22 protein-coding genes are annotated in these 26,177 nt (G+C 68.5%); 11 read left to right on the top strand and 11 right to left on the bottom strand.

Annotated features, from left to right (window positions below; genetic code table 11):
* Nucleotides 1-39: 39 nt before the first annotated feature.
* The 5 genes from ABL843_RS11760 to ABL843_RS11740 all read left to right on the top strand — a co-directional run bounded on the left by ABL843_RS11760 (nucleotide 40) and on the right by ABL843_RS11740 (nucleotide 4,750).
* Nucleotides 40-747, top strand: a complete 708-nt coding sequence (locus tag ABL843_RS11760; RefSeq protein WP_418119971.1) for a GntR family transcriptional regulator — start codon at nucleotides 40-42, stop codon at nucleotides 745-747.
* Nucleotides 744-1,619 (top strand): phytanoyl-CoA dioxygenase family protein, encoded by an 876-nt coding sequence (locus tag ABL843_RS11755; protein WP_418119970.1) that lies wholly within the window; start codon nucleotides 744-746, stop codon nucleotides 1,617-1,619. Before ABL843_RS11760 ends, ABL843_RS11755 begins: the two co-directional genes overlap by 4 nt.
* Nucleotides 1,620-1,623: 4 nt before the next feature.
* Nucleotides 1,624-2,985, top strand: coding sequence for an NAD(P)H-dependent oxidoreductase (locus ABL843_RS11750; protein WP_418119969.1), 1,362 nt, complete (start codon nucleotides 1,624-1,626; stop codon nucleotides 2,983-2,985).
* A 170-nt stretch (nucleotides 2,986-3,155) separates the two neighbouring features.
* Nucleotides 3,156-3,521: a YciI family protein gene (locus tag ABL843_RS11745; protein WP_184636585.1), complete on the top strand. Its 366-nt coding sequence runs from the start codon at nucleotides 3,156-3,158 to the stop codon at nucleotides 3,519-3,521.
* The gene (locus ABL843_RS11740; RefSeq protein ID WP_418119968.1) at nucleotides 3,518-4,750 is read left to right on the top strand and encodes an RNA polymerase sigma factor; all 1,233 of its coding nucleotides are present in this window, start codon (nucleotides 3,518-3,520) and stop codon (nucleotides 4,748-4,750) included. The genes ABL843_RS11745 and ABL843_RS11740 overlap by 4 nt, the downstream gene beginning before the upstream one ends.
* 12 nt (nucleotides 4,751-4,762) lie before the next feature.
* On the opposite strand, the gene ABL843_RS11735 is transcribed toward ABL843_RS11740, so the two are convergent.
* Nucleotides 4,763-5,419: an NUDIX hydrolase gene (locus ABL843_RS11735; protein WP_240650515.1), complete on the bottom strand. Its 657-nt coding sequence runs from the start codon at nucleotides 5,417-5,419 to the stop codon at nucleotides 4,763-4,765.
* Nucleotides 5,420-5,594: 175 nt separating this feature from the next.
* Between ABL843_RS11735 and ABL843_RS11730 the strand changes: the two genes are divergently transcribed.
* Both ABL843_RS11730 and ABL843_RS11725 read left to right on the top strand, forming a co-directional pair.
* Entirely contained in the window at nucleotides 5,595-6,161 is a 567-nt protein-coding gene (locus ABL843_RS11730) for an NADAR family protein (protein ID WP_418119967.1), read from the top strand.
* Nucleotides 6,158-7,057, top strand: coding sequence for an ADP-ribosylglycohydrolase family protein (locus ABL843_RS11725; RefSeq protein ID WP_418119966.1), 900 nt, complete (start codon nucleotides 6,158-6,160; stop codon nucleotides 7,055-7,057). Before ABL843_RS11730 ends, ABL843_RS11725 begins: the two co-directional genes overlap by 4 nt.
* A 13-nt stretch (nucleotides 7,058-7,070) precedes the next feature.
* Here ABL843_RS11725 and ABL843_RS11720 read toward each other — a convergent pair whose 3' ends face one another.
* Nucleotides 7,071-8,516: a serine hydrolase domain-containing protein gene (locus ABL843_RS11720; protein WP_369658628.1), complete on the bottom strand. Its 1,446-nt coding sequence runs from the start codon at nucleotides 8,514-8,516 to the stop codon at nucleotides 7,071-7,073.
* Nucleotides 8,517-8,598: 82 nt separating this feature from the next.
* Between ABL843_RS11720 and ABL843_RS11715 the strand changes: the two genes are divergently transcribed.
* On the top strand, nucleotides 8,599-11,190 hold the full coding sequence (locus ABL843_RS11715) for an ABC transporter permease (protein ID WP_369658629.1): 2,592 nt from the start codon (nucleotides 8,599-8,601) through the stop codon (nucleotides 11,188-11,190).
* Nucleotides 11,191-11,212: 22 nt separating this feature from the next.
* Here the strand turns inward: ABL843_RS11715 and ABL843_RS11710 are convergent, their stop codons facing one another.
* Entirely contained in the window at nucleotides 11,213-13,711 is a 2,499-nt protein-coding gene (locus ABL843_RS11710; RefSeq protein ID WP_418119965.1) for a penicillin acylase family protein, read from the bottom strand.
* Between the two features lie 108 nt (nucleotides 13,712-13,819).
* Between ABL843_RS11710 and ABL843_RS11705 the strand changes: the two genes are divergently transcribed.
* Both ABL843_RS11705 and ABL843_RS11700 read left to right on the top strand, forming a co-directional pair.
* Nucleotides 13,820-14,896, top strand: coding sequence for a lipocalin-like domain-containing protein (locus ABL843_RS11705; protein WP_418119964.1), 1,077 nt, complete (start codon nucleotides 13,820-13,822; stop codon nucleotides 14,894-14,896).
* 98 nt (nucleotides 14,897-14,994) lie between these two features.
* Nucleotides 14,995-15,453 (top strand): YXWGXW repeat-containing protein, encoded by a 459-nt coding sequence (locus ABL843_RS11700; protein ID WP_184636570.1) that lies wholly within the window; start codon nucleotides 14,995-14,997, stop codon nucleotides 15,451-15,453.
* 71 nt (nucleotides 15,454-15,524) lie between these two features.
* On the opposite strand, the gene ABL843_RS11695 is transcribed toward ABL843_RS11700, so the two are convergent.
* The 6 genes from ABL843_RS11695 to ABL843_RS11670 all read right to left on the bottom strand — a co-directional run bounded on the left by ABL843_RS11695 (nucleotide 15,525) and on the right by ABL843_RS11670 (nucleotide 21,551).
* Complete coding sequence (locus ABL843_RS11695; RefSeq protein ID WP_184636568.1) at nucleotides 15,525-16,511, bottom strand: branched-chain amino acid ABC transporter permease; 987 nt, start codon at nucleotides 16,509-16,511, stop codon at nucleotides 15,525-15,527.
* A gap of 10 nt (nucleotides 16,512-16,521) precedes the next feature.
* Nucleotides 16,522-17,397 (bottom strand): branched-chain amino acid ABC transporter permease, encoded by an 876-nt coding sequence (locus ABL843_RS11690; RefSeq protein WP_184636566.1) that lies wholly within the window; start codon nucleotides 17,395-17,397, stop codon nucleotides 16,522-16,524.
* A 135-nt stretch (nucleotides 17,398-17,532) separates the two neighbouring features.
* Nucleotides 17,533-18,729, bottom strand: coding sequence for an ABC transporter substrate-binding protein (locus ABL843_RS11685; RefSeq protein ID WP_184636564.1), 1,197 nt, complete (start codon nucleotides 18,727-18,729; stop codon nucleotides 17,533-17,535).
* An 82-nt stretch (nucleotides 18,730-18,811) separates the two neighbouring features.
* Nucleotides 18,812-20,008: an ABC transporter substrate-binding protein gene (locus ABL843_RS11680; protein ID WP_184636562.1), complete on the bottom strand. Its 1,197-nt coding sequence runs from the start codon at nucleotides 20,006-20,008 to the stop codon at nucleotides 18,812-18,814.
* 63 nt (nucleotides 20,009-20,071) lie between these two features.
* Nucleotides 20,072-20,779, bottom strand: a complete 708-nt coding sequence (locus tag ABL843_RS11675; protein ID WP_418119963.1) for an ABC transporter ATP-binding protein — start codon at nucleotides 20,777-20,779, stop codon at nucleotides 20,072-20,074.
* Between the two features lies 1 nt (nucleotide 20,780).
* Nucleotides 20,781-21,551 (bottom strand): ABC transporter ATP-binding protein, encoded by a 771-nt coding sequence (locus tag ABL843_RS11670; protein WP_126018330.1) that lies wholly within the window; start codon nucleotides 21,549-21,551, stop codon nucleotides 20,781-20,783.
* 340 nt (nucleotides 21,552-21,891) lie between these two features.
* On the opposite strand from ABL843_RS11670, the gene ABL843_RS11665 reads away from it, so the two are divergent.
* Nucleotides 21,892-23,127 carry an AGE family epimerase/isomerase gene (locus ABL843_RS11665; protein WP_418119962.1) on the top strand — a complete coding sequence of 412 codons (1,236 nt, stop codon included), beginning with the start codon at nucleotides 21,892-21,894 and terminating at the stop codon, nucleotides 23,125-23,127.
* A 71-nt stretch (nucleotides 23,128-23,198) separates the two neighbouring features.
* Here the strand turns inward: ABL843_RS11665 and ABL843_RS11660 are convergent, their stop codons facing one another.
* Together ABL843_RS11660 and ABL843_RS11655 are read right to left on the bottom strand one after the other, a co-directional pair.
* Complete coding sequence (locus tag ABL843_RS11660) at nucleotides 23,199-24,761, bottom strand: DHA2 family efflux MFS transporter permease subunit (RefSeq protein ID WP_126018326.1); 1,563 nt, start codon at nucleotides 24,759-24,761, stop codon at nucleotides 23,199-23,201.
* Nucleotides 24,762-24,814: 53 nt separating this feature from the next.
* The gene (locus tag ABL843_RS11655; protein ID WP_184636558.1) at nucleotides 24,815-26,140 is read right to left on the bottom strand and encodes an efflux RND transporter periplasmic adaptor subunit; all 1,326 of its coding nucleotides are present in this window, start codon (nucleotides 26,138-26,140) and stop codon (nucleotides 24,815-24,817) included.
* Nucleotides 26,141-26,177: the final 37 nt, after the last annotated feature.

Raw genomic sequence — 26,177 nt, 5'->3', positions numbered from 1 at the left:
GTATACAGAGTTCAAAGAACCCGGCGCAAGGAGACAACCGTGCCCGCCCAGCTCGTCAGCATCGAGGTCGCGCCCGACCTCGTCGACCAGGTCTACCGCGCCCTGCTCGGCGCCATCAGCAGCGGCACGCTCGCACCCGGCGAGCGCATCACGCAGGAAGACATCGCGCAGCGCCTCTCGGTGTCGCGCCAGCCGGTGCTGCAGGCGCTGCGGTTGCTGAAGAAGGACGGCTTCGTGCTCGACGCGCCCGGCCGTGGCGTGCTTGTAGCCCCGCTCGAAGCGGAGGCGATGCGCAAGGTCTACCAGGTGCGCGGTGCGCTCGATGCCCTGGCCGCGCGGCTGGCGGCGCGGCAGCGCTTTCGCATCGACCCGAAGCTCATCGAGCGTGGCCGGCGCGCCGCGCGCGGGCGCAACGTGGAGGCCATGATCGATGCCGACGTGGCCTTCCACCAGGCCATCTACGAGGCATCGGGCAATCCGCTGATCGCGCAGAGCGCCGATCCGCACTGGCGCCACCTGCGCCGCGCGATGGGCGCGGTGCTGCAGGCCGAGCCCCAGCGCGAGACGCTGTGGGACGAGCACGAGGCCATTGCCGACGCCATCGCGGCAGGCAACGCGGACCGCGCCGCGCGCCTGAGCGAGGAACACGTCTCGCGGGCCAGCGAGGCACTGAGCGAACGGCTGCTGGCGCATGCCGCATCCACCCACACCGCCATTCCCCCCAAGCAAAAAGGAGACAAGGCATGAAGCTCAACCCCGAGCAGCGCGCGCAGTTCGAGCGCGACGGCTATCTGTTCTTCCCCGGCCACTTCTCGGCCGAAGAAACCAAGGTGCTGACCGACGCGGTGCCCGATCTCTACGCGAAGCGCGAGGCCTTCAACGTGCGCGAGAAAGGCTCCGACGCCGTGCGCACGAACTTCGCCGCGCACCTCGTGAGCGAGCCCTTCGCGCGGCTCGCGCGCCATCCGCGCATGGTCGAACCGGTGACCGATCTCTTCGGCGAAGACGTGTACATGCACCAGTTCAAGATCAACGGAAAGATGGCCTTCGAAGGCGACGTGTGGCAGTGGCACCAGGACTACGGTACCTGGCTCAACGACGACCTGATGCCCACCGAGCGCGCGATGAACGTCGCAATCTTTCTGGACGACGTGAACGAGCACAACGGCCCGCTGATGTTCATCCCGGGCAGCCACCGCAAGGGCGTGGTGGATGCGAAGCATGACCTCACCACCACCAGCTACCCGCTGTGGACCGTCGACAATGACCTGATCCACCAGCTGGTGGACCGCGCCGGCGGCAAGCAGGGCGGCATCGTCTCGCCCAAGGGGCCGGCCGGGTCGATGATCCTGTTCCACAGCTGCCTGGTGCATGCCTCGGGCAGCAATCTCTCGCCCTTCAACCGAGTGGCCGTGTACCTGAGCCTGTGCGCCGTCAGCAACCACATCCGCCGCCACAAGCGCCCGGAGTACATCGCGCACCGCGACTTCACGCCCATCGAGCTGCTGCCCGACGACTGCCTGCTGAAGCCCTACCCCGTGGATGTGCCGTGGAAGAACGGCCTGCCCGAGAGCGCGCTGCGCACCTCGCCCGACGTGCTCGACACCGTGGAGGCCTGACGACATGAGCCTCCACGCCCGCCTGCAGCAGCGCGCAGCCGAAGGCCGCCCCATCCGCATCGGCCTGATCGGCGCCGGCAAGTTCGGCTCGATGTACCTCGCGCAGATTCCGCGCACGCCCGGCGTGCAATTGGTGGCGATTGCCGACCTGTCGCCGGACGCGGCCCGCGTCAATCTCGAACGCGTGGGCTGGGAGCCCGGCCGTGCCGCCGCCGCATCGGTGCAGGAGGCGCTGAAGCAAGGCACCACCTGGATCACCGACGACTGGCAGGCCGTGACGCGCGAGCCCTCCATCGACATCGTGGTCGAGTGCACCGGCAACCCCATCGCGGCGGTGGACCACTGCCTGGATGCCTTCGCGCACGGCAAGCACGTGGTGAACGTGACGGTGGAGGCCGATGCCTTCTGCGGCCCGCTGCTCGCACGCAGGGCGCAACAGGCCGGCGTGGTCTATTCGCTGGCTTTCGGCGACCAGCCCGCGCTGATCTGCGACCTGGTCGACTGGGCGCGCACCTGCGGCTTTCCGGTGGTGGCGGCCGGGCGCGGTCACAAGTGGCTGCCGCACTTCACCGAATCGACGCCCGAGACGGTGTGGGGCAACTACGGCCTCACGCCCGAGCAGGCGAAACGCGGCGGGCTCAATCCGAAGATGTTCAACAGCTTCCTCGACGGCTCCAAGCCTTCCATCGAAAGCTCGGCGGTGGCCAACGCCACCGGCCTCGCCGTGCCATCGGACGGCCTGCTCTACCCGCCCGCGAGCGTGGAAGACATTCCCTTCGTCACCCGGCCCAGGAGCGAAGGCGGCGTGCTGGAGCGCAAGGGCATGGTCGAGGTGGTCTCTTCACTGGAAGCCGACGGACGGAAGATCCCGTACGACATCCGCATGGGCGTGTGGGTCACGGTCGAGGCCGAGACCGAATACATCAAGAACTGCTTCGAGGAATACAACGCCCACACCGACCCGAGCGGGCGCTACTTCACGCTCTACAAGCGCTGGCACCTGATCGGGCTCGAGGTCGGCATGTCGGTGGCCAGCGTGGCGCTTCGCGGCGAGGCCACCGGCGTGGCCACCTGCTGGAACGCCGACGTGGTCGCCACCGCCAAGCGCGACCTGGCCGCCGGCGAGATGCTCGACGGAGAAGGCGGCTACACCGTCTGGGGCAAGCTGCTGCCGGCCGGGCGCTCGCTGCGCCTGGGCGGCCTGCCGCTCGGGCTGGCGCACAACATCAGGCTGGTGCGCCCGGTGAAGAAGGGCCAGAGCCTGAGCTGGGCCGACGTGGCCATCGACACCAATACCGCGGCCTACAAGCTGCGCAACGAGATGGAAGCCCTGTTCGCGCCCGCGGCGCAGGCAGAGGCCGCCTGAAGGAGGCGGGCCGAGAACTTTTCGCTTCGGTGCAGCCACCGTTGCACCGGGCGGCTTCCACGTAAAAAATGTTCTGCTCGACACGAGACCCGTGTCGAAATGACCGCCGGCGGGCCGTCATTGTGGTGAGCGATCCTGCTCAGCAAGCTTTTCCACGACGGAGAGACACCATGCAGTACATGTTGATGTTCTATCAGCCCGCGGCCGAATTCGAGCAACGCGAGGACGCATCCGCGCAGGCCTACCGCGCCAGCTGGGTCGCATATGCCGACGCCGTGCGCCAGTCGGGCATCTCGCTCGGCGGCCACGGCCTCTTCCCGCCCATGACCGGCACCACGCTGCGCGTGCGCGGCGACAGGCGCCAGGTGCAGGACGGCCCCTTCGCCGACACCAAGGAGCAACTCGGCGGCTACTTCGTGATCGACGTTCCCGACCTCGACGCCGCGCTCGAATGGGCCGCGCGTGCGCCCTGCGCGACCAGCGGCGGGGTGGAGGTGCGGCCCGTCTTCGTGACCACGGCCCTGGCTGCTGCATGAGCGACCCGGCGGTTCACTGGGCCGCCGAGCGGGCGGCGCGCGAGTCGTACGGCCGGCTGCTGGCCATCCTCTCCGCGCGCACCCACGACATCGCCGCATCCGAAGACGCACTGGCCGACGCCTTCGCCCGCGCGCTCGAACGCTGGCCCGCCGACGGCATTCCGGCCGAGCCCGACGCCTGGCTGCTGAGCGTGGCGCGCCACCGCAAACTCGACGCCTGGCGCCACAGCCGCGTGCAGGACCAGGCCACGCAGACCCTGCTGCTGCTCGCGGGTGAAGTCGACGACGCCGCCGACGGCGCCGGCGCCATTCCCGACGAGCGGCTGCGCCTGCTCTTCGTGTGCGCGCACCCGGCCGTCGATGCCCCGGCACGTGCGCCGCTCATGCTGCAGACCGTGCTCGGCCTCGACGCGGCGCGCATGGCCGGCGCCTTCCTCACCGCGCCTTCCACCCTCGGGCAGCGGCTGGTGCGCGCCAAGGCCCGCATCCGGGCAGCCGGCATTCCCTTCGAATACCCGCAGGCGCGCGACCTGCCGCAGCGGCTGCAGGACGTGCTCGATGGCATCTACGCCGCCTACGGCACCGGCTGGGACGACATCGACGGCGCCGACGCCCTGCCGCGCGGCCTCACCACCGAGGCCATCGACCTGTGCCGCATCCTCTGCGGCCTGATGCCCACCGAACCCGAGCCGCTGGGCCTGCTGGCGCTGATGCTCTTCTGCGAGGCCCGCATGCCTGCGCGCCGCAGCGACACCGGCGCCTACGTGCCGCTCGACCAGCAGGACCCGCTGCGCTGGAACCCCGACCTGCTCGCCGAGGCCGAGCTCTGCCTGCGCCGCGCGTCCGAAATGAAGTCGCTCGGCGCCTACCAGCTCGAAGCCGCGATCCAGTCGGCCCACTGCGAACGCCGCGTCGGCGCACCGGTGCCGCCCGAGGCGCTGGTGTCGCTGTACGAGGGACTGCTGGCGCTGCGGACCAGCATCGGCGCGCAGGTCAGCCTCGCCTGCGCGCTCGCGAACGCGCGCGGCCCGGAGATCGGCCTGCGGGCGCTGGAAGCCATTCCCGCGCAGGACGTGGCGAACTACCAGCCGTACTGGGCTGCACGAGCGCATCTGCTCGCGGCCGGTGGTGCGCGCTCCGCCGCCCGTCAGGCGTTCGACCGGGCCATCGGGCTGAGTTCCAACGCGGCGGTGCGTGCGTACCTGCACGCGATGTCGGACCGGCTCTGAGCCGTCGCCCAGCTACTTCGTCGCGTTGAAGGTGCGCGGAAACAGCGCAGCCTGCGAGCGGTCGCGCAGCCGGTAGCTCATGGCCGGCCGCCCCAGGCTGCCGGTGACCATGCCGGCCTCTTCCATGAATCCGCCGTCGAGCATGCGCTTGCGAAAGGCGCTCTTGTCGACCGCCCTGCCCAGCACGACCTCGTAGGTGTGCTGCAGCGCCGGCAGCGTGAACGGCTCCTCCAGCAGGAAGGCCGGCAGCGAGGTGTATTCGACCTTGCCGCGCAGCCGCGCCACGGCCGCATCGAGCAGCTCGCCATGGTCGAAGGCCAGCCGCTTGCGCGAGGCGGCATCGACCTCGAACCACGCCACCTCGGTCGCGTTCGCGCCGCTGCGCAGCTGCATCGCCTGCGCGGGGATCAGCGCGTAGAAGCAATGCGTGGCCGACCAGCCCCGCGGATCGCGCTGCGCGCCGCCCCAGCTGCCCAGCTGCTCCAGGTAGGGCGTGACCACGCCCGTCTTCTCGCGCAGCTTGCGCAGCGCGCAGTCGAGCAGCGTGGCGTCTTCGTCGATGTTCACGAAGCCGCCGGGCAAGGCCCACTTGCCCGGGAAGGGCTCGTCGGTGTCGGCGGGCCGCTTCACCAGCAGCACCTGGAGGGCGTCGCCGAGTACGGTGAACATCACGATGTCGACGGTGACCAGCGGGCGCGGGAAGGTCAGTGGCGGAAATCCGGAAGATGGAGTACTCACTTGAGAACTTGACTGCTGGTTTATTAGTTGTACTATACAACCCTCATTTAGTTGCACAGAGCAACTCACACAAGATCGTAGTCAAGACAAGAACAAGGAAAACGAAATGAACACCGCTGTCACACCCCGCAGCACCCGCGAGCTGCCCGCCTACTTCGCGCAGGGCCATCGCCCGGAGTTCCTTCTCTTCTGGGGCCATCAGGCGCCGAAGACCGGCGTGAACAAGAGCTGCTTCAGCCAGTGGTTCGAAGCCGCGTTCACCGTCGACGGCGTCCGGTACCGCACGGCCGAGCATTTCATGATGGCCGGCAAGGCGCGCCTGTTCGGCGATGAAGAAATCTGCGTTCGCATCCTCGCCGCGCGCACGCCCGGCGAGGCCAAGAAGCTGGGCCGCGAGATACGCGGCTTCGACGAGGCCGCATGGGTGGCCGCCCGGCTGGACATCGTGACACAGGGCAACATCGCCAAGTTCTCGCAGAACGCGGAACTCGGCGCCTTCCTGCTCGGCACGGGCCACCATGTGCTGGTGGAGGCCAGCCCTGTCGATCCGATCTGGGGCATCGGACGTGCCGCCAACGATCCGCTCGCGCAGGACCCGCGCGAATGGAAGGGGCTCAACCTGCTGGGCTTCGCGCTCATGGCCGCGCGCGAGGCGCTGAGGCAGCGGCCATGAACGTGATCGAGCGCTATCGGGGTTGCCTGCTCGGTCTGGCCTGCGGCGACGCGGTGGGTACCACGGTCGAGTTCCGCACGCGCGGGAGCTTCGCGCCGGTGACGGGCATGCACGGCGGCGGGCCCTTCGGGCTCGTCGCGGGCGAGTGGACCGACGACACCTCGATGGCCCTGTGCCTCGCCGCGAGCCTGATCCACTGCAAGGGCTTCGACGCAATCGACCAGATGAACCGCTACTGCAACTGGCGCAGCGTGGGCTACATGAGCAGCACCGGCAGTTGCTTCGACATCGGCCTGACGGTGTCGGGGGCTCTCACCCGCTACCTGGCCTCGGGCGATCCTTTCGCCGGAGATCCCGATCCGCGCACGGCCGGCAACGGCGCGCTGATGCGGCTCGCGCCGGTGCCGATGTTCTACGCGGCGAGCGCCGAGGCCACCTGGAAGCAGGCCGGCGAAAGCACGCGCACGACGCACGGCGCGCTGGAGGCCATCGAATGCTCGCGGCTCTTCGCATTGCAGCTGCGTTCGGCCCTGCTTGGCAAGGGCAAGGCTGCGATCCTCTCGACCGAACCGCTGACGCCTCTGAGCGAGAAGGTCACGGCCCTGGCGCGGAACGACCATGCCTCGAAGAGCGCCAGGCAGATCAAGGGATCGGGCTACTGCGTCGAATCGCTCGAAGCGGCGCTCTGGTGTTTCGCGAACACCGGCTCCTTCGAGGAAGCCGTGCTCGCCGCCGCCAACCTCGGCGACGACGCCGACACCACTGCAGCCATCTGCGGCCAGCTGGCAGGAGCTTTCTACGGCGTCGCAGGCATCCCGCGGGACTGGCTCGACAAGCTCGTGATGCGCGCGGAAATCGAAGAGATGGCCGGGCAGCTCCTCGCGCTGGCCGGCTGACGAAGCCCGGCGACTACTCAGGCTGCACGGCCGCGTCCCCCACCCGCCGCGCATCGAGCTGGCTGCCGCCCTGCGCCAGCGACACTCCCACCACCGCATTCGCCGCATCGCGCCTGAACATGACCTGCGCGCCGATGGCCGTCACAGCAAAGCGGTCGTTGCCCGTGGGCGTGAGCGCGCTGTAGCCGCGGCCCGTCTCGCGCACCAGCAGCCTGCCGCTGCGCACGGTGAAGCTCAGCGACTTGTTCCTGGTCACGCGGTATTCGCCGCGGTACTCGTCCAGCCGCTTCGCATCGATCGGCACTTCGGCGGTCGGCACCGGATAGCGGCTCTTGCCGATGGCCAGCATCACCGATTGCATCGGCGCGCGCGCGTTGCTGCTGAGCACGATCATCGCCTCGCCGGTGTCGGGCGCGAGCAGCCACAGCGTGCGGTAGCCCTCGGTGACGCCCGCGTGATAGTAGGTGCGCCGGCCGCCTTCGGGCCCGCGCACCATCACGGCATAGCCGATCTCGGCGCCCTCGTAGCGCGCCAGCGGCGTGAGCATGCGCGCGGCGGCCGGGCCCAGCGGGCCGGCGGCGCCCGCGAGGATGGCGCGGCTGAAGGTCATCATGTCGGCGGCGGTGGAGCGCAGCGCGCTGGCCGGCGCGTAGGCCTGCATGTCGAACAGCGGCTGGCGACGGTCGCCCGCGAAGGCCGGGGCCATGCGCGAGGCCTTGTCGCCCAGCGTGATGACGGTGTCGTTCATGCCCAGCGGCTCGGTGATGCGCGCGCGCACCAGCTCGCCCCACGAGGTGTCGTAGTGCTCGGCGAGCAGCTGGCCAAGCAGCGCCATGCCGAAGTTGCTGTAAGCGCCTTCGCAAGGCGGCGCGGCGGCCGTGAGCCTGATGCGAGCGAGCGCGGCCCAGAACATGGCCTTGTCGTAGGCGTGGAACTGCTCGACGAGCGGCGCGCCGCCGGTCACGCCGTCGGCCATCACGGGCATGCAGCCGGTGTGCGTGACGAGCTGGCGCAGCGTGACCGAGGCCACCGCGGGCGAAAGGCCGGCGACCTTGCCAGCGAGCAGCCTGCCGACCGTGTCGTCGAGCTTCAGGTCGCCGCGCTGCACCGCCTGCGCGAGCAGCAGGCCGGTGAACACCTTGGTGACGGATCCGATCTCGAACATCGGCTGCTCTGCGCTGCCCGATGCGATGGCGCGTGGCTGCGACGGCGGCTCGGGGTTGTAGGCGGCGCCGTAGGCCATCTGCCCGTCGTGCAGCGTGCCCACCACCATCGTGCCCCGCTCGGTGCCGAGGGCTGCTCTCGCAAGAACGGCCGGATCGCTTGCCAGCGTCAGGGGCTGTTGTTGTTGCTGCTGCGGCGGCTGCAGTTGCGCCAGGGCATTGCCGGCCAGCAGAGGGACGAAAAGCCAGGCCGCAAGCCAGGAGCGGTACAGCAAGGCATGGGGCATGAGCCGCATCGTCGGATTCCTCAGGCGTTCGAAGAGCCGCAATCCTGCCACGTCCGGAGTCCCCCTCGCGCGCCGCGACGACAATCGGCCGATGCGCGCATTGCTCGGCACCTTCTCCTGGCAGGAACTCCGCCACCACCCCTGGCGCAACGCGGCGGCCGTGCTGGCCGTGATGCTCGGCGTTGCGCTCGCTTTCTCGGTACAGCTGATCAACGCCTCGGCGCTCGACGAGTTCTCGAGCGCGGTGCGCTCGGTCAACGGCGAGCCCGACCTGGAAGTGCGCGCCGTGCAGGGCGGCTTCGACGAGGCCGTGTTCGCGCAACTCGCCCGCCATCCGCAGGTGGCGCTGGCGAGTCCGGTGGTCGAGGTGCAGGGCCTGGCGCTTGCCGGCGGGCAGCAAGTGCCGATCCGCGTGATCGGCATCGACGCGCTGGCGCTGCCGACCATCGCACCCGCGCTGATGCCGCAGGCCGCGGCGGGTGCCGACCGCTTCGCCCTCTTTGCGCCGGGCCATGTGTTCCTCAACCTCGCGGCTCGCGATGCGCTGGGGCTGCCCGCGCAGGCGCCGGCCGACGGCAGGGCCGAGAAAGTGCAGCTGCGCAGCGGCGACGCCTGGCACAGCCTCTCGGTGGCCGGCCACGTGGCCGCGGGCGGCAAGGCGCTCGCGGTGATGGACATCGCGGCGGCACAGGAGCTCTTCGGCCGCATCGGCGAGCTCAGCCGCATCGACCTGCGCCTCGCGCCCGGTACAGACCGGGCCGCGTTCATGGCCTCGCTGCAGCGCGCACCCGGCTGGCCCGCAGGCGTGCAGTTCGCCGAGCCCGGCGACGCGGCGCAGCGCGTGAGCAACCTGTCGCGCGCCTACCGCGTGAACCTCACGGTGCTGGCGCTGGTGGCGCTCTTCACGGGCGCCTTCCTGGTGTTCTCGGTGCTGGCGCTGAGCGTGGCCAAGCGCGCGCAGCAGTTCGCGCTGCTGGGCGTGCTCGGGCTCACGCCGCGCGAGCGGCTGCGTCTGGTGCTGGCCGAATCGCTGGTGCTGGGCCTGATCGGAAGCCTGGCCGGCCTCGCGCTGGGCACGGCGCTGGCGGCCTTCGCGCTGCGCGTGCTGGGCGGCGACCTGGGTGGCGGCTACTTCGAGGGCGTGGCACCCACGCTGCACTGGAGCGCAGGCGCCGCCCTGCTCTACGGCGGGCTCGGCGTGCTGGCCGCCCTGGTCGGCGGCTGGTGGCCCGCGCGCGCGGCGCAGTCGCTGCCCGAGGCGCAGACGCTCAAGGGCCTTGGTGCGGCGCCCACGCAGGGCAACAGCCACTGGCTGGCGCTGGGCCTGGTCGCTCTGGGCGCGGTGCTGGCCAACCTGCCGGCCATCGGCGGCATTCCGGTGGCGGCGTATCTCTCGGTCGCCTGCCTGCTGGTGGGTGGCATCACCGCCCTGCCCTGGCTGATCGCGCTGCTGTACGACCGCGTGGCGCCGCTGTTCTCGCAGCGCGTGCTGCCGATGCTGGCGGTGGAGCGCGCGCGGCGCATGCGCGGCACGGCGGCCGTGGCGGTCAGCGGCGTGGTCGCGAGCCTGAGCCTTGCGGTCGCGCTCACGGTGATGGTCGCGAGCTTCCGAGATTCGGTGACGCACTGGCTCGACGTGGTGCTGCCTGCCGACCTGTACGTGCGCGCCACCTCGGGCGGACGCGGCGGCAACAGCGGCGGCGGAAGCAGCACCGACACCGCCACCTTCGCGCCGGCCTTCGTCCAGTCGCTGGCGCAGTTGCCCGGCGTGGCGCGCACCGGCACGCTGCGCACGCAACCGCTGCAGCTGGATGCGGCGCGGCCGGCGGTGACGCTGATCGCGCGCAGCCTCAAAGGCGGAGCCGCGCAGTCTCTGCCGCTGGTGGGCAGCGCACTGCCGGTGCCCGAAGGGCAGATCGGCATCTACGTGAGCGAGCCGATGGTGGAGCTCTATGGTGCGAAGCCGGGCACGGTGTTCGCGCCGCTGTCGGCCGCCATGGGCAGGGCGCAGGCCTCGTTTTTCGTGGCCGGCGTGTGGCGCGACTACGCGCGGCAGTTCGGCGCCATAACCATGGACGCGCGCGACTACGAACGCATCACCGGCGAGCGCAACGTGAGCGACGTTGCGCTGTGGCTCGCGCCCGGCGCGTCGGAGGGTGCCGTGCAGGTCGCTGTGCACGAACTCGCCGCGCGCCACAACGATGGCTCGGCCGGATCGGTGGAGATCGCTTCGGTGGGCCAGATCCGCACGACCTCGCTGCGTATCTTCGACCGCAGCTTCGCCGTCACCTACTGGCTGCAGGCGGTGGCCATCGCCATCGGCCTGTTCGGCATCGCCGCCAGCTTCAGCGCGCAGGTGCTCGCGCGTCGCAAGGAATTCGGCCTGCTCGCGCACCTGGGCTTCACGCGCCGGCAGGTGCTCGCGGTGGTCGCCGGCGAAGGCGCCGCGTGGACCGCCATCGGCGCCGTGGCCGGGCTCGGCCTGGGGCTGGTGGTGTCGGTGGTGCTCGTGAAGGTGGTGAACCCGCAGAGCTTTCACTGGAGCATGGACCTGCTGGTGCCGTGGGCGCGGCTGCTGGCGCTGTGCGCGGCGGTGGTCGCCGCCGGCACCATCACGGCGTGGATGGCCGGCCGCGCCGCCGCCGGCAAGGATGTGGTGCTGGCGGTAAAGGAAGACTGGTAGGCCGCAGGCCAGCCCCACGACTTCAGCGCGCCGGCGTCAGCTGGATTCTTTCCAGCGTCTCCTTCTCCACGGCAGCCCGGCTGTAGACCAGCGGCACGTACTTGCCTTCGAGCCACAGCGGCGCAAGGTCGCGGTAGTTCGGGCTCTCGGGGTTGCCCGACTGGCCCGGCGCGTTGATGACGCGCGAGGCGTCCCAGTTGCCCACGTCCAGCACCATGCGGAACGACGCGCCGGAGGTCAGCTTGTAGTCGCTCGCGCGGTAGGTGGCGGCCATCGGCGTGAAGGAGGAACCCGACATCGGCCAGTCACCCACGTCGAGCTTCCTGCGCGTGGAGGCATCGACCACGCCGCCCAGCGGATGACGGAACTCGGCGCGGTGCAGCGCGCCCCACTTCCATGTCGCGGGGTCGGGGCCGAGCTTGGCGCTCAGCTCCTGCATCGCGGCCGGCAAGGTCTTGAGCAGCAGCGCGTCGCGCTGTTCGTTCGTGACCCAGCCGAAGGGGTTCTCCAGCAGCAGCACCATGCGCGTGTTGTCGCCGGGCGCGGCCAGCGCAGCGCCGGCATCGCCCGCGCCAGCCTTGAGCACGGCGGCGCGCAGCGGCTTGCTGCTCCACACCTCGTAGAGGGCCGCGGCGGCGCTGTCGCGGTCCATGGTGCCGTCCCAGCCCTGAAGCATGCGCAGCGCGGCGGCCGTCTGGGCGTCGTCGCTGCGCAGGCCCGAGAGCAGCTTCAGCACCCGCTGCGCGGGCGTGGCGACGATGTCGTTCTGCATGCGCTGCGAGTCCTCGAGCGAGAAGTGCGAGCCCGCCGCCACCTTGCTGGCGAACAGCTCCTTGAGCCGGCGGGCACGCGCCGCGTCGCTCCACTCGTAGCCCACGCCCTTCTTCGCCGCAGGGTGGTCGGGCGGGATGTTGTTCTCGTTGGCGGTCACCACGTAGCCGCGAGCCGGGTTGAACTCCGAGGGCAACTCGTCGCCGTTGCGGAAGCCCGACCACTCGTAGCGGCCGTCGCCGGGCACCGGCATCAGGCCATCCCAGTTGGGACGTATGGGCGTGAGGCCGCCGGGAATCCAGCCGACATTGCCGCTGCTGTCGGCGTAGACCTGGTTCTCGCCCGGCGCGCCCCAGCGGTTCATGGCGGCGCGGAACTGGTCCCAGTTGCGCGCGCGCATGTAGTCCATGGAGCCGAAGTACGGCGCCATGCCGGGCTCCAGCCACGCCGCGCGCAACGCAAAGGCGCGCTGCTTGCCGGGTTCGGACAGCAGCACCGGCCCATGGCGCGTGAAGGTGTTGATCACCTCGCGCGGCGCGCCCTCGCCCTTCACCGCGATGCGCTCGGTGACGCGCACCATCGGCTCCCAGCGGCCCTGGTAGCGGTACTCGTTGGGATTGCGCGGGTTGAGCTGGTACACGTACAGGTCTTCCTGGTCCATGTAGAAGCGCGTGAGGCCGAAGGCGATGGTGCCGTTGTGGCCGATCGAGATGCCCGGCAGGAAAGGCTCGCCCGCGCCGATCACATCCATGCCCGGCGCGCTCAGGTGCGCCATGTAGCGCAGGCTGGGTGCGCCGTGCGCGCGATGCGGGTCGTTGGCGAGGATGGGCCGGCCGGTGGAGGTGAGCTTCGGCGAGATCACCCAGTTGTTGCTGCCGTAGCCGGCCGTGGGGTCGCCCTGCGATGGCTGCTGCGGATTCGGCAGGCTCGCTACGGGCGCCGCGAGCCGCGTGTTGGTCTTGCTGAATTGCGGTGCCTCGGTCGCGCGCATGTAGGCCGCGCGCAGTTCGGCTGTCGGAATGGTGCAGGGGTCCAGCCCCTGCGGCACGCGCGGGTTGATTGGCGGATCGAGCTCGCGCCGCAGCCAGTCGGCCTTGATGCCGGGGCCGCCCGCGCAGAAGGCGCGTGCGCGGTCGATCTCGGAAGTGAAGTTGAGCGTGAGGCCGTGGTGGCGGATGCGCACCACGTCCTCGGGCGACCACGTGGCCGGCTGATAGCCCAGGAGCGCGAACTCCGGCGGCAGCAGCGAAGGCTTCGCGCGCACCTGCGCCACGTAGGCGTTCACGCCGGCCGTGAAGGCCTCGGCCACGCGCTTGGCGTCGGAGCCATAGGCCAGCCACTCGCGGTACATGTCGCCGCGATAGAGCACGGCGCGCGCGGCGCGGTCGTTCTCCACCCATGCGGGGCCGAAGTCCTTCGCCATCTCGCCCAGGCCGCGCTTGCGCCAGAGGTCCATCTGCCAGAGCCGGTCGCGCGCGGCGATGAAGCCCTGCGCGACGAAGGCGTCATAGAGCGTGCCCGCGTAGAGGTGGGGTACGCCCCATCGGTCCACGAGCACCTCGGCCGGTTTCTCGAGGCCGGGCACGGCGAATGATGAGGAAGGCCGCGTGGTGCCCGGCTGCGCATCGGGCGGCCCCGAGGCGCAGCCCGCGAGCATGAGAGCGGTGAGTGATGCGAGCGCAACTGCGCGAAAGGAATGCCTTTGACCTAACGAGCGCCGCGATGCCCGGCGCAGGTTTGTTCTTTTCATGGGCCTCGTCTCCTGCCTTGTGTTGTTCGTAGAGGGGTGGCAGCGAACAGTATCCCGATTTGCGCGGCTCGTGGGCGTTACAAGGCGCGACTTGTAGACTGGCACACCATGCAGCGAGCCCTCTCTTCCTTCCCTCTTTCGCGCCGAAACCTGCTGCTCGCCGCGCTCGCATCGGGGCCGCTGGCCGCATGGGCACTGCCCGAGCGCCGCCTCGAGTTCCCGCGCGACTTCGGCAGCCATCCCGACCTGCATACCGAGTGGTGGTACGTCACCGGCCACGCGAAGACTTCCGCCGGACGCGAGTTCGGCTTCCAGGTCACCTTCTTCCGCTCGCGCGTGGAGGCCACGCTGGGCATGCGCTCGGCCTTCGCGGCGAAGCACCTGGTGTTCGCGCATGCGGCCGTCACCGACCTCGAAGGCCGCGTGCTGCTGCACGACCAGCGCATCGCGCGCGCGGGCTTCGGCGTGGCCGAGGCTTCCGCGAACGACACCGACGTGCGCATCCGCGACTGGTCTCTCGTGCGCGAGAACGGCATCTATGTGGCGCGCATCCCGGCGAACGAGTTCATGCTCGAACTGCGCTTCACCCCCACGCAGCCGGTGCTGCTGCAAGGCAATGCCGGGCTCTCGCGCAAGGGGCCGGAGGAATCGCAGGCCAGCTACTACTACAGCGAGCCGCAGCTCAAGGCACAGGGCAAGCTCACGCTGAAGGGCCAGGCCTTCGACGTCGCGGGCACCGCATGGCTGGACCATGAATGGAGCGAGGCGCTGATGCATCCCGAGGCCGTGGGCTGGGACTGGATCGGCATGAACCTCGACGATGGCAGCGCCCTCACCGCCTTCCACCTGCGGCGCAGCGACGGCACCGCGCTGTGGGCCGGAGGCTCGTACCGGCAGCGAGACGGCACAGCCCGGATCTTCAGTAACGGCGAGGTCCGCTTCGAGAGCCTCAAGACCTGGGACAGCCCCCGCACGCAGGCGAAGTATCCGACGCGATGGCGAGTACAGACGCCCGCCGGCAGCTTCGAGGTGCGCGCCCTGCTCGACGACCAGGAGCTGGACAGCCGCGGCTCCACCGGCGGCGTGTACTGGGAGGGCGTGAGCGACCTGCTCGACGCGCAGGGCCGCCGCGTGGGGCGCGGCTATCTCGAGATGACCGGCTACGCGGCTCCGTTGAAGCTGTAACTGTTGTAGCCACGGACAGAGGCTGACAACCGAAAGCCTCCTACATGCGTTGGGAAAATTTCCCATAAATAATCATCCCGAAGCAGAGGAGCCCCAACATGAAAACCCGAATCGCAATGCTGGCCGCTGCCGGCGCGCTCTCCATCCTGGCGAGCCCCTTGGCCGCCAACGCGCAGGTCTCCGTCAACATCAACGTGCCCGGACTGGTAATGACGGCGCCGCCCCCGCCACGCTACGAGCCGCTGCCCCCGCCTCGCGGCGGCTTCGTCTGGGTGCCGGGCCGCTGGATCTGGGACGGCCGCGCCTATGCATGGCGCGCGGGCGGATGGCAGCCGGAGCGTCCGGGCTACGTCTATGCGCCCGGCCGCTGGATCGAGGACCGCGGCGGCTGGCGCTGGACCGAAGGCGACTGGCGCCGCGAGGCCCGCCGTGAAGCGCGCCGCGAACGCGAGTGGGAAGAAGACCGCCGCCATGACCGCTACGAGCGCGATCACCGGCACGGCCACGATCGCGGCGATTTCTGCCCGCCCGGCCAGGCCAAGAAGGGCAACTGCTGAGGCGCAGGCCCGCAGGGCCCGGAACGAAAAAGGGAGCCGAAGAGGCTCCCTTTTTCTTTGTCCGCGTCTTGCTACTTCGCCCGACGCCGGTCGATGAACGCGATGATCTCGCCCATGATCCCCTTGCGGAAGGCCAGCACGCAGATTACGAAGATCAGGCCCGTCACCATGGTCACCGACTCGCCCAGCGTGTTGAACCAGTCCACCGTGGTGATGCGCGCGAGCAGGTTGCCGAGTTCGCCGATCTTGTTCTCCAGCAGCACCACCACCGCCGAGCCCACCAGCGGACCCGAGAGCGTGCCCAGGCCACCTACCAGCGTCATCAGGATGACCTGGCCCGAGGCGGTCCAGTGCACGTCCGAAAGCGTGGCGAAACCCAGCACCAGCGTCTTGAGCGAGCCGGCCAGGCCCGACAGCGCGGCCGAGATCACGAAGGCCAGCAGCTTGAAGCGGCTCACGTCGTAGCCCAGCGAGAGCGCGCGTGGCTCGTTCTCCTTGATGCCCTTCAACACCTGCCCGAAGGGCGAATGGATGGTGCGCACGATCAGCAGGAAGGCCACGACCACGATGACAAGCGCCACGTAGTACATGGTGAGGTCGTTCGACAGGTCGATCACGCCGAACAGCTTGCCGCGCGGCACGCCCTGCAGTCCGTCTTCGCCGCCGGTGAACTTGGCCTGAAGCGCGACGAAGAACATCATCTGCGCGAGCGCCAGCGTGATCATCGCGAAGTAGATGCCCTGGCGGCGGATGGCCAGCACGCCGAAGACCCAGCCGAGCAAGGCGCCGGTGAGCGTGCCCGCGATCAGCCCCAGCTCGGGCGTGAGGCCCCAGACCTTGATCGCATGGCCCGCCACGTAGGCCGAGCCGCCGAGGAATGCCGCGTGCCCGAAGGAGAGCAGGCCGGTGAAGCCCAGCAGCAGGTTGAACGCGGCCGCGAAGAGCGCGAAGCACATGAGCTTCATCACGAACACCGGGTAGGCGCCGAAGAACGGTGCCAGGACCAGTGCGAGCAGCAGCAGCGCGTAGACGACGGTGGATATCTTTTTCATGTTCATGCCGTCCGCCTTATTTTTCTTTGCCGAACAGGCCGGCCGGACGGATGAGCAGCACGATGACCATGATCACGAACACGACGGTGGAGGATGCCTCCGGATAGAAAACCTTGGTGAGCCCCTCGATCACGCCGAGCCCGAGGCCGGTGAGGATCGCGCCCATGATCGAGCCCATGCCGCCGATCACGACCACGGCGAACACCACGATGATGAGGTTCTGCCCCATCAGCGGCGACACCTGGATGACGGGCGCGGCGAGCACGCCGGCGAAGGCGGCGAGCGCACAGCCGAAGGCGTAGGTCAGCGTGATCATCAGCGGCACGTTGACGCCGAAGGCCTCCACCAGGCGCGGATTCTCGGTGCCGGCGCGCAGGTAGGCGCCGATGCGGGTCTTCTCGATCACGTACCAGGTGGCGAAGCACACCACCAGCGACGCCACCACCACCCATGCGCGGTAGTTGGGCAGCACCATGAAGCCGAGGTCGGTGGCGCTCGACAGCGCGTCGGGCGCGTCGTAGGGCAGGCCTGAGACGCCGTAGATCGAACGGAACACGCCCTCGATCAGCAGCGTGAGGCCCAGCGTGAGCAGCAGGCCGTAGAGGTGGTCGAGCTTGTAGATCCAGCGCAGCAGCAGCCGCTCGATGAGCACGCCGAAGATGCCGATGACGACCGGCGCGGCAATCAGCATCACCCAGTAGTTGATGCCGAAATACTCCATGGCCATCCACGTCAGGACGGCGCCGAGCATGAACAGCGCGCCGTGCGCGAAGTTGATGACGTTGAGCAGGCCGAAGATCACCGCCAGCCCGAGGCTCAGGATGGCGTAGAAGGAACCGTTGACCAGCCCAAGCAGGAGCTGGCTCAACAGGGCGGGAAGGGAAATGTTCATAGAAAGTTCAGGACACCACAGGCCGTTTCTTCTTTTTCGCGGGGGCCGCCGCGCACGGCCGCCCGAAGCGGCCGGCCCGCCCCCCTTGCAAAGGGGGGTTGGCGAAGCGACACGCAGTGCGCGCAGCCTGGGGGGTTACTTCCATAACGCGCACTTGCTCTCGGCCTTGGTCGTGAAGACCTCTTCGCCCTTGAGCTTCTGGACCACCTTGTAGTAGTCCCACGGCTGCTTCGACTCGGCCGGCGACTTCACCTGCACCAGGTACATGTCGTGCACGAAGCGGCCGTCCGCGCGGATGCTGCCCTTGGCATAGAAGTCGTCGATGGGGGTGGACTTGAGCGTTTCCATCACCTTGTCGGCATCGACCGTCTTGGCGGCCTGCACGGCCTTCAGGTAGGTCATAGTGGCCGAGTAGTCGGCGGCCTGGATGTCGGTGGGCATGCGCTTGGTCTTCTCGAAGAAGCGCTTGCCGAAGGCGCGCGTCTTGTCGTCGAGGTTCCAGTCCCAGCTGGTGGTCAGCAGCAGGCCCTCGGTGTTCTTCAGGCCCAGGCTGTGCACGTCGGTCACGAAGACCAGCAGGCCGACCATCTTCATGCTCTTGGTGATGCCGAATTCCCGCGCCGCCTTGATGGCGTTCTGCGTGTCGCCGCCCGCATTCGCGAGCGCCAGCACCTGCGCCTTGGAGTTCTGCGCCTGCAGCAGGAACGAGGAGAAGTCGGAGGTGTTCAGCGGATGCTTCACGCTGCCGAGCACCGTGCCGCCCTTCTCCTTCACGACCTTGGTCGCGTCGGCTTCGAGGGCCTGGCCGAAGGCGTAGTCGGCCGTCAGGAAGTACCAGCTCTTGTCGCCTCGCGCGATGACGGCGCTGCCCGTGCCCTTGGCCAGCGCGACGGTGTCGTAGGCGTAGTGCACGGTGTAGGGGCTGCACTGCTCGTTGGTGAGCGCCGAGCTGCCCGCGCCGTTCACGATGAACACGCGCTTCTTCTCCTGCGCCACCTTGGCCATGGCCAGGCCGGTGCCCGAGCTGGTGCCGCCGAACAGCATGGTCAGGCCCTGCGTGTCGATCCACTCTCGCGCCTTGGAGGCGGCGATGTCGGCCTTGTTCTGGTGGTCAGCCTGCAGCAGCTCGATGGGCATGCCGTTGACCTTGCCGCCGAAGTCGTCGATGGCCATCTGGATCGCCAGCGCCCCGTTCTTGCCCTCCACGTCCGCGTACAGGCTCGACATGTCGGTGATGAAGCCGATCTTGACCTTGTCCTGCGCCTGAGCGGCCCCCACCGCCACGAGGCAGGTGGCGGCAAGGCAGGCGGAGGCGATGAGCGTGCGTTTCATGGCTTGATCCTCGTGATGACTTCGGTGGAAGGAAAGAGGGAAGAGAAAGGAGAAGGAGAACCCGGGCTGCCGCGTCAGGCGATCACTTCCAGGCCGCGCACTTGGTCTCGGCCTTGGTCGTGAAGACCTGGTCGCCCGGCAGCGTCTTCAGCACCTTCAGGTAGTCCCAGGGCTTCTTCGACTCGGCGGGCGACTTCACTTCCACCAGGTACATGTCGTGGATGAAGCTGCCGTCGGCGCGGATCTGGCCCTTGCCGTAGAAGTCGTCGATCTTCATGCTCTTGAGCTGCGCCATCACCTTGTCGGAGTCGGTGGTCTTGGCGGCGGCCACGGCCTTCAGGTAGGTCATGGTGGCCGAGTAGTCGGCGGCCTGCACGTCGGTGGGCATGCGCTTGGTCTTCTCGAAGAAGCGGTTGGCGAACTTGCGCGACTCGTCGTTCAGGTCCCAGTACCAGCTGGTGGTGTGCAGCAGGCCTTCGGTGTTCTTCAGGCCCAGGCTGTGGATGTCGCTCAGGAAGACCAGCAGGCCGGCGGTCTTCATCGTCTTGTTGATGCCGAACTCCTTGGCGGCCTTGATCGAGTTGATGGTGTCGCCGCCCGCGTTGGCCAGGCCCAGGATCTGCGCCTTGGAGTTCTGCGCCTGCAGCAGGAACGAGGAGAAGTCCGACGCGTTCAGCGGATGGCGCACGGCGCCCACCACGGTGCCGCCCTTCTCCTTCACGACCTTGGTGGTGTCGGCTTCGAGCGCGTGGCCGAAGGCGTAGTCGGCCGTCAGGAAGAACCAGCTCTTGCCGCCGCGGTCGACCACCGCGGCGCCGGTGCCCTTGGCCAGGGCCACGGTGTCGTAGGCATAGTGAATGGTGTACGGGCTGCACTGCTCGTTGGTGAGCACCGAGCTGCCGGCGCCGTTGTTGAAGTACACGCGCTTCTTTTCTTCGGCCACCTTCGCGGTGGCCAGCGCCACGCCCGAATTGGTGCCGCCGAAGACCATGGTCACGCCGGCGGTGTCGATCCACTCGCGGGCCTTGGAGGCGGCGATGTCGGCCTTGTTCTGGTGGTCGGCGGTCAGCAGTTCGATGGGCTGGCCCAGCACCTTGCCGCCGAAGTCGTCGATGGCCATCTGGATGGCGGTGGCGCCGCCCTTGCCTTCGAGGTCGGCGTAAAGGCTCGACAGGTCGGTGACGAAGCCGATCTTCACTTTTTCCTGCGCCTGCGCGGCGCCTGCACTCATGGCGAGGATGCCGATTGCGGTTGCGATGAGGCCGAGTTTCTTGTTCATGCTGTTGTCTCCTGGAGAAATCTTTGTGGGATGGAAGGACAGGTCTTGTGGACTCGATGTGTTTTAGACGCCCAGCAGTTCGGTGAGCACGGGCATCTTGGCTTCGAGCTCGGCGGCGCCGAACTTCTCGACGATGCGGCCGTGCTCCATCACGTAGAAGCGGTCGGCCAGCGGCGCGGCGAAGCGGAAGTTCTGCTCCACCATCACGATGGTGTAGCCCTTGGCGCGCAGCGTGGTGATCATGCGCGCCAGCGCCTGCACGATGACCGGCGCGAGGCCTTCGGAAATCTCGTCGAGCAGCAGCAGCCTGGCACCGGTGCGCAGGATGCGGGCCACGGCCAGCATCTGCTGCTCGCCGCCGGACAGGCGAGTGCCCTGGCTGTGGCGACGCTCTGCGAGGTTGGGGAACATGGCGTAGATCTCTTCGACCGACATGCCCTGCCCTGCCCCCTTCAGCTCGGGCGGCAGCATCAGGTTTTCCTCGCACGAGAGGCTGGCGAAGATGCCGCGCTCTTCCGGGCAATAGCCCACGCCGAGATGCGCGATGCGGTGCGTGGGCATGCCGACGGTCTCGCGGCCGTTGACCTCGATGCTACCCTTGCGTGCGCCCGTCAGGCCCATGATGGCGCGCAGCGTGGTGGTGCGGCCCGCGCCGTTGCGGCCCAGCAGCGTGACGACCTCGCCCGGCTGCACGACCATGTCGACGCCGTGCAGCACATGCGATTCGCCGTACCAGGCTTGCAGGCCTTTGATTTCGAGTGCAGCCGTCATGTCAGTGGGCTCCCTGCAACTGGCCTTCGGTGGTGCCCATGTAGGCCTCCATGACCTGCGGGTTCTTCGAGACCACGGCATACGGACCTTCGGCCAGCACAGCGCCGCGCTGCAGCACCGTGATGGTGTCGGCGATGGTCGAGACCACGCTCATGTTGTGCTCCACCATGAGGATGGTGCGGCCGGCCGACACGCGCTTGATGAGTTCGGCAACGCGGTGCACGTCTTCGTGGCCCATGCCCTGCGTGGGCTCGTCCAGCAGCATCAGTTCGGGCTCCATGGCCAGCGTGGTGGCGATCTCCAGCGCGCGCTTGCGGCCGTAGGGCAGGTTCACGGTCTGTTCGTCGGCGAGCTCTTCGAGGCCGACTTCGGCCAGCAGCTCGCGGGCCCTGGCATCCAGCGGCTTGAGCGACTTCTCGCTCTTCCAGAAGTGGTACGAGGTGCCGAGACGGCGCTGCAGGCCCAGGCGCACGTTCTCCAGCAATGTGAGGTGCGGGAACACGGCCGAGATCTGGAACGAGCGGATGATGCCGCGGCGCGCGATCTGCGCGGGGCGCTCGCGCGTGATGTCCTGGCCGTTGAAGAGGATCGTGCCGGTGGTGGGCTCGAGGAACTTGGTCAGCAGGTTGAAGCAGGTCGTCTTGCCAGCGCCGTTCGGGCCGATGAGCGCGTGGATGGAGCCGCGCACCACGGACAGGTTGACCTTGCTGACCGCGGTGAACCCCTTGAATTCCTTGGTGAGCTGGCGTGTTTCGAGGATGACGTCGCTCATCTCGCGAAGTCGCCCGGGTTCGTGTGAAGAATGTGGGTCATGCGGTCCATCTCAATGCGCCAACCATCGAGCGCGGACCGATTGTTCGTGGGTGCCTCCGGCTTGCATACTGGGGCAAATGCCTATGCTGCAGTGCAACCATTTCACGGCTCCGCGGGCTTGTTCGCCATGACTGTCATCTCGACGACAAAGCGGAATCCGGAGCACGGCAAAGATCGCACGCATGTTGCGCCGGCAGCGCCGACTTCCGTCGGGGAAATCACGGCACGCCGTCTCGCGGGTGCCAACCTAAACTGACCGGGACTCATCACGTCGAAGGCCGCACCGGCAAGCGCCGGGCATGACCGCGACCATGGAACCAACGACATCGCTGCACATGCCCGACTTCCGCTCTCCGGACTTCCTGACCGACCACATCCTGCACACGCTGGCCTTCTACGAGACGCGCAATCTCGACGCCACCGGCGGCTTCTTCCATTTCTTCAGGGACGACGGCACGGTGTACGACCGGCGCACGCGCCACCTGGTGAGCAGCACGCGCTTCGTGTTCAACCACGCGACGGCCTACCGGCGCTTCGGCAAGCCTGCCGACCTTGCGGCCGCGCGACACGGCCTCGCGTTCATCGAACATGCCCACAGGCAGCAGGACGGCGGCTATGCATGGCAGCTCGACTGGCACGAGCAGCGCGCCACCGTGCAGGACGCCACCAACCGCTGCTACGGCCTGGACTTCGTGCTGCTCGCGCAGGCGCATGCGCTCATGGCCGGCATCGAGGAGGCGTACCCGGGGCTGGATCACACCTGGCGGCTGATGGACGCGCATTTCTGGGAGCCGCGGCACCAGCTTTATGCCGACGAGGCCACGACCGACTGGCGCGTCGGTGCCTACCGGGGGCAGAACGCCAACATGCACGCCTGCGAGGCGCTGATGGCCGCCTTCGAGGCCACGCAGGAGGCGCGCTACCTCGAGCGTGCGCTGGCGGTGGCCGAATCGGTGACCGGCCGGCTGGCCTCTCTGGCCGACGGGCTGGTGTGGGAGCACTACCGCGAGGACTGGTCGGTCGACTGGGACTACAACCGCGGCAACAAGACCGACATCTTCAAGCCCTGGGGCTTCCAGACCGGCCACCTGACCGAATGGGCCAAGCTGCTGCTGCAGCTCGAAGGCCACCTCGCCACCGAAGACCGCGAGGCCGGCTGGATCGTGCCGCGCGCGCGCCACTTCTTCGACACCGCCATGTTCCGCAGCTGGGACGCCGACAACGGCGGGCTGGTCTACGGCTTCGGCCCCGACGGCAAGGTGTGCGACGGCGACAAGTACTTCTGGGTGCAGGCCGAGAGCTTCGCGGCCGCCGCCCTGCTCGCGGTGCGCACCGGCGAAACAGGCTACTGGGACTGGTACGACAGCATCTGGGCCTACAGCTGGGAGCACTTCGTCGACCACAGGCACGGCGCCTGGTATCGCATCCTCACGCCGACGAACGGGAAGATCGGCGACGAGAAGAGTCCGGCAGGCAAGACCGACTATCACACCATGGGCGCTTGCCACGACGTGCTGCGCGCGTTGGGCAGGTAGAAGCGGCAACGAAAAAGAAGAACCTCCAGGCTCCTTGCGGAGGCTGGGGGTTGCGAGGGGGTCTGGCGCGGTCAGTGCGCGCCGGCCGCGGCGTCGCCGCCTGCTCCGCCCTTCTGCGGCCTTGCCAGCCACACGAGCGGAATCAGCAGCAGGAACAGGATCGCCGACGCATAGAAGATATCGTTGGTCGCCAGCATGTATGACTGCTGGTCAACGAGGCGATTGATCTGCCCCATCACCTGGTCGGTGCCGAAGCCGTTGGCGTTCAGCCCGGCCATCGCGCTGGTGGCCGCGTTGTTGCCCTGGTTGATCGTCTCGGCCAGCTGGGCGTGGTGCAGCGTCGCGCGGTTGTCCCAGAGCGTGGTCGTGATGGACGTGCCCATCGCGCCCGCGGTGATCCGCAGGAAGTTCGACAGGCCCGAGGCGGCCGGGATGCGGTCGGGCGTGAGGCCCGACAGCGTGATCGTCACCAGCGGGATGAAGAAGAACGCCATCGCGATGCCCTGGATGATCGTCGGGATGATGATCGTCACGAAGTCGGCCTGCGTGTTGAAGTTCGAGCGCATCCACAGCACCAGCGCGAACACGAGGAACGAGAAGGTCGCGTAGCGGCGCGGGTCGATCTTGGCCACCGTGAGGCCCACCACCGGCGAGAAGAAGATCGCCAGCAGCCCCACGGGCGCCATGATCATCCCCGCCTGCGTGGCGGTGTAGCCCATCCACTGCTGCAGCCACAGCGGCAGCAGCACCACATTGCCGAAGAAGAGGCCGTAGGCCACCGCCGTCGCCACCGCGCCCGACCAGAAGTTGCGGCGCTTGAAGAGCGACAGGTCGACTACCGGGTGCTTGTCGGTCAGCTCCCAGACCAGGAAGAAGGCGAAGCCGACCACGGACACCACCGCCAGCGTGACGATTTGCGCGGAGTGGAACCAGTCGAGCTCCTTGCCCTTGTCGAGCATGAGCTGCAGCGAGCCCACCCACAGCACCAGCAGCGCGAGGCCGATGGCGTCGATGGGCACCTTGTGCGTGGCGCTCTCGCGCTTGTGGTAGAGCGCCCAGGTGATGGCGGCAGCGACGATGCCCACCGGGATGTTGATGTAGAAGATCCACGGCCACGAGATGTTGTCGGTGATCCAGCCGCCCAGCAGCGGTCCCATCACCGGCGCGACCAGCGTGGTCATGGACCACATCGCCATCGCCAGGCCCGCCTTGGCGCGCGGATAGCTCGACAGCAGCAGCGCCTGCGACAGCGGGATCATCGGCCCCGCCACGAAGCCCTGCAGCGCGCGGAAGGCGATCAGCGTCGTCATGTTCGGCGCGAGGCCGCACAGCAGCGAGCTGATCATGAACAGGATCACGCTGGCCATGAACAGGCGCACCTGTCCGAAGCGCTGCGTCATGAAGCCGGTGAGCGGCACCGCGATGGCGTTGGCCACCGCGAAGCTGGTGATGACCCAGGTGCCCTGCGTGGTGCTCACGCCCAGGTCGCCCGAGATGGCAGGCAGCGACACGTTCGCGATCGACGAATCGAGCACGTTCATGAAGGTTGCCGCAGAAAGCGCGACCGTGCCCCAGACGCGGGCTGCGCCCTCGAGCGGCGGATGCGCAACGTATGCAGGAGCAGCGGTGGCCATGGGGCGGGCTGTTTACCTGGACGGAAGAAAGGTCCGGACGAACGCTGGCGCGATCAGCCCGGCTGGCCCTGCACGGCCACGGAAGTGTTGCCGGCAGGCGCGGCTGGCGCCTTGGCGGGTGCCGCAGCCGTGGCGCCGCCCTTGCCGCCGATGTTGGCGGCGACGATGCGCTCCACTTCGGCATCGGCACCGCGGTCGAGCTGGCTGTAGACCGCGGTCTGCGCCAGCGCGGTGGCACGCGGCGCATCGGCGAGCATCTTGCCGCCCTTCTGCGAGATGTCGACCTCGGCGTCCATCGACAGGCCGATGCGCAGCGGGTTGGCCTTGAGCTGCTCGGGGTCGAGCGCGATGCGAACGGGCACGCGCTGCACCACCTTGATCCAGTTGCCGGTGGCGTTCTGCGCGGGCAGCAGCGCGAACGCGCTGCCGGTGCCCACGCCCAGTCCCGCGACCTTGCCGGTGTACTCGACCTTCTTGCCGTACACGTCGGCGGTGAGCTTCACGGGCTGGTCGATGCGGATATTGCGCAGCTGCACTTCCTTGAAGTTGGCGTCGACCCACAGCTGGTTGAGCGGCACGATGGACATCATCGGCGTACCGGCCGCCACCCGCTGGCCTAGCTGCACGGTGCGCTTGGCGACGTAGCCGTCGACCGGCGCGGGCATGGCCACGCGCTGTGTGGCGAGGTAGGCCTCGCGCACCTTGGCGGCGGCGGCCAGCACGCTCGGGTGCTGGGCCACGCTGGTGCCTTCGGTCAGCGACTGGTTGCTGACCAGCGCTTCCTTCGCGGCCACGACGCCTGCCTGCGCGGCGGCGAGCTGGCTCTTGGCGGTGTCGAGCTGCGTCTCGGCATGGTTGAGTTCTTCCTTCGACACGGCACCGTTGCCCGACAGCGCGCGACGGCGCTGCAGGTCGTCCTGGGCCTTGGCGATGTCGCTCTGCGCCTTGACGATGTCGGCCTGGCGCAGCGTGACCTGCGCGGCCAGCGAGCCGTTGTTGGCGTACAGCGTGCGCACCTGGCGCACCGCCTGCGCGAGCGCGGCCTCGGCCTGCTCGAGCGCCACCTTGGCGTCGGCCGGGTCGAGTTGCACCAGCGGCTGGCCGGCCTTCACGAAGTCGGTGTCGTCGGCGTTGATGGCCATCACCGTGCCGCCGATCTGCGGCGTGATCTGGATGACGTTGCCCGAGACGTAGGCGTTGTCGGTGTCCTCGTAGTGGCTGGCCACCAGCCATTCGTAGAGGCCCCAGCCGCCGCCGGCGACGATGACCACCGCTGCGAGCGCGGTGAGTGCGCGGCGGCGCTTGCCGTTCCCGGCGGGCGCCTCGGGGGCTGCGGAAGCTGCGGCTGCAGCGGGCGTCGGAGTGTTGTTGTCGCTCATGATGAAGTTCTTTCCGAAGACGAAGGAGTCGGGCCGG

Source organism: Variovorax sp. 350MFTsu5.1 (genome assembly GCF_048302515.1).
Lineage (GTDB): Bacteria > Pseudomonadota > Gammaproteobacteria > Burkholderiales > Burkholderiaceae_C > Variovorax > Variovorax guangxiensis.
The sequence above is the reverse complement of the archived record's forward strand: the minus strand, read 5'-3'. Positions and strand labels throughout refer to the sequence as shown.

Coding starts and splice junctions, on each gene's coding strand:
- ABL843_RS11675 (WP_418119963.1), bottom strand. CDS start 20,779: ATGACGGCTGCACTCGAAATCAAAGGCCTGCAAGCCTGGTACGGCGAA.
- ABL843_RS11665 (WP_418119962.1), top strand. CDS start 21,892: ATGACCGCGACCATGGAACCAACGACATCGCTGCACATGCCCGACTTC.
- ABL843_RS11690 (WP_184636566.1), bottom strand. CDS start 17,397: ATGAACATTTCCCTTCCCGCCCTGTTGAGCCAGCTCCTGCTTGGGCTG.
- ABL843_RS11740 (WP_418119968.1), top strand. CDS start 3,518: ATGAGCGACCCGGCGGTTCACTGGGCCGCCGAGCGGGCGGCGCGCGAG.
- ABL843_RS11730 (WP_418119967.1), top strand. CDS start 5,595: ATGAACACCGCTGTCACACCCCGCAGCACCCGCGAGCTGCCCGCCTAC.
- ABL843_RS11680 (WP_184636562.1), bottom strand. CDS start 20,008: ATGAACAAGAAACTCGGCCTCATCGCAACCGCAATCGGCATCCTCGCC.
- ABL843_RS11755 (WP_418119970.1), top strand. CDS start 744: ATGAAGCTCAACCCCGAGCAGCGCGCGCAGTTCGAGCGCGACGGCTAT.
- ABL843_RS11655 (WP_184636558.1), bottom strand. CDS start 26,140: ATGAGCGACAACAACACTCCGACGCCCGCTGCAGCCGCAGCTTCCGCA.
- ABL843_RS11695 (WP_184636568.1), bottom strand. CDS start 16,511: ATGAACATGAAAAAGATATCCACCGTCGTCTACGCGCTGCTGCTGCTC.
- ABL843_RS11700 (WP_184636570.1), top strand. CDS start 14,995: ATGAAAACCCGAATCGCAATGCTGGCCGCTGCCGGCGCGCTCTCCATC.
- ABL843_RS11745 (WP_184636585.1), top strand. CDS start 3,156: ATGCAGTACATGTTGATGTTCTATCAGCCCGCGGCCGAATTCGAGCAA.
- ABL843_RS11685 (WP_184636564.1), bottom strand. CDS start 18,729: ATGAAACGCACGCTCATCGCCTCCGCCTGCCTTGCCGCCACCTGCCTC.
- ABL843_RS11705 (WP_418119964.1), top strand. CDS start 13,820: ATGCAGCGAGCCCTCTCTTCCTTCCCTCTTTCGCGCCGAAACCTGCTG.
- ABL843_RS11735 (WP_240650515.1), bottom strand. CDS start 5,419: ATGTTCACCGTACTCGGCGACGCCCTCCAGGTGCTGCTGGTGAAGCGG.
- ABL843_RS11660 (WP_126018326.1), bottom strand. CDS start 24,761: ATGGCCACCGCTGCTCCTGCATACGTTGCGCATCCGCCGCTCGAGGGC.
- ABL843_RS11710 (WP_418119965.1), bottom strand. CDS start 13,711: ATGAAAAGAACAAACCTGCGCCGGGCATCGCGGCGCTCGTTAGGTCAA.
- ABL843_RS11750 (WP_418119969.1), top strand. CDS start 1,624: ATGAGCCTCCACGCCCGCCTGCAGCAGCGCGCAGCCGAAGGCCGCCCC.
- ABL843_RS11725 (WP_418119966.1), top strand. CDS start 6,158: ATGAACGTGATCGAGCGCTATCGGGGTTGCCTGCTCGGTCTGGCCTGC.
- ABL843_RS11715 (WP_369658629.1), top strand. CDS start 8,599: ATGCGCGCATTGCTCGGCACCTTCTCCTGGCAGGAACTCCGCCACCAC.
- ABL843_RS11670 (WP_126018330.1), bottom strand. CDS start 21,551: ATGAGCGACGTCATCCTCGAAACACGCCAGCTCACCAAGGAATTCAAG.
- ABL843_RS11720 (WP_369658628.1), bottom strand. CDS start 8,516: ATGCGGCTCATGCCCCATGCCTTGCTGTACCGCTCCTGGCTTGCGGCC.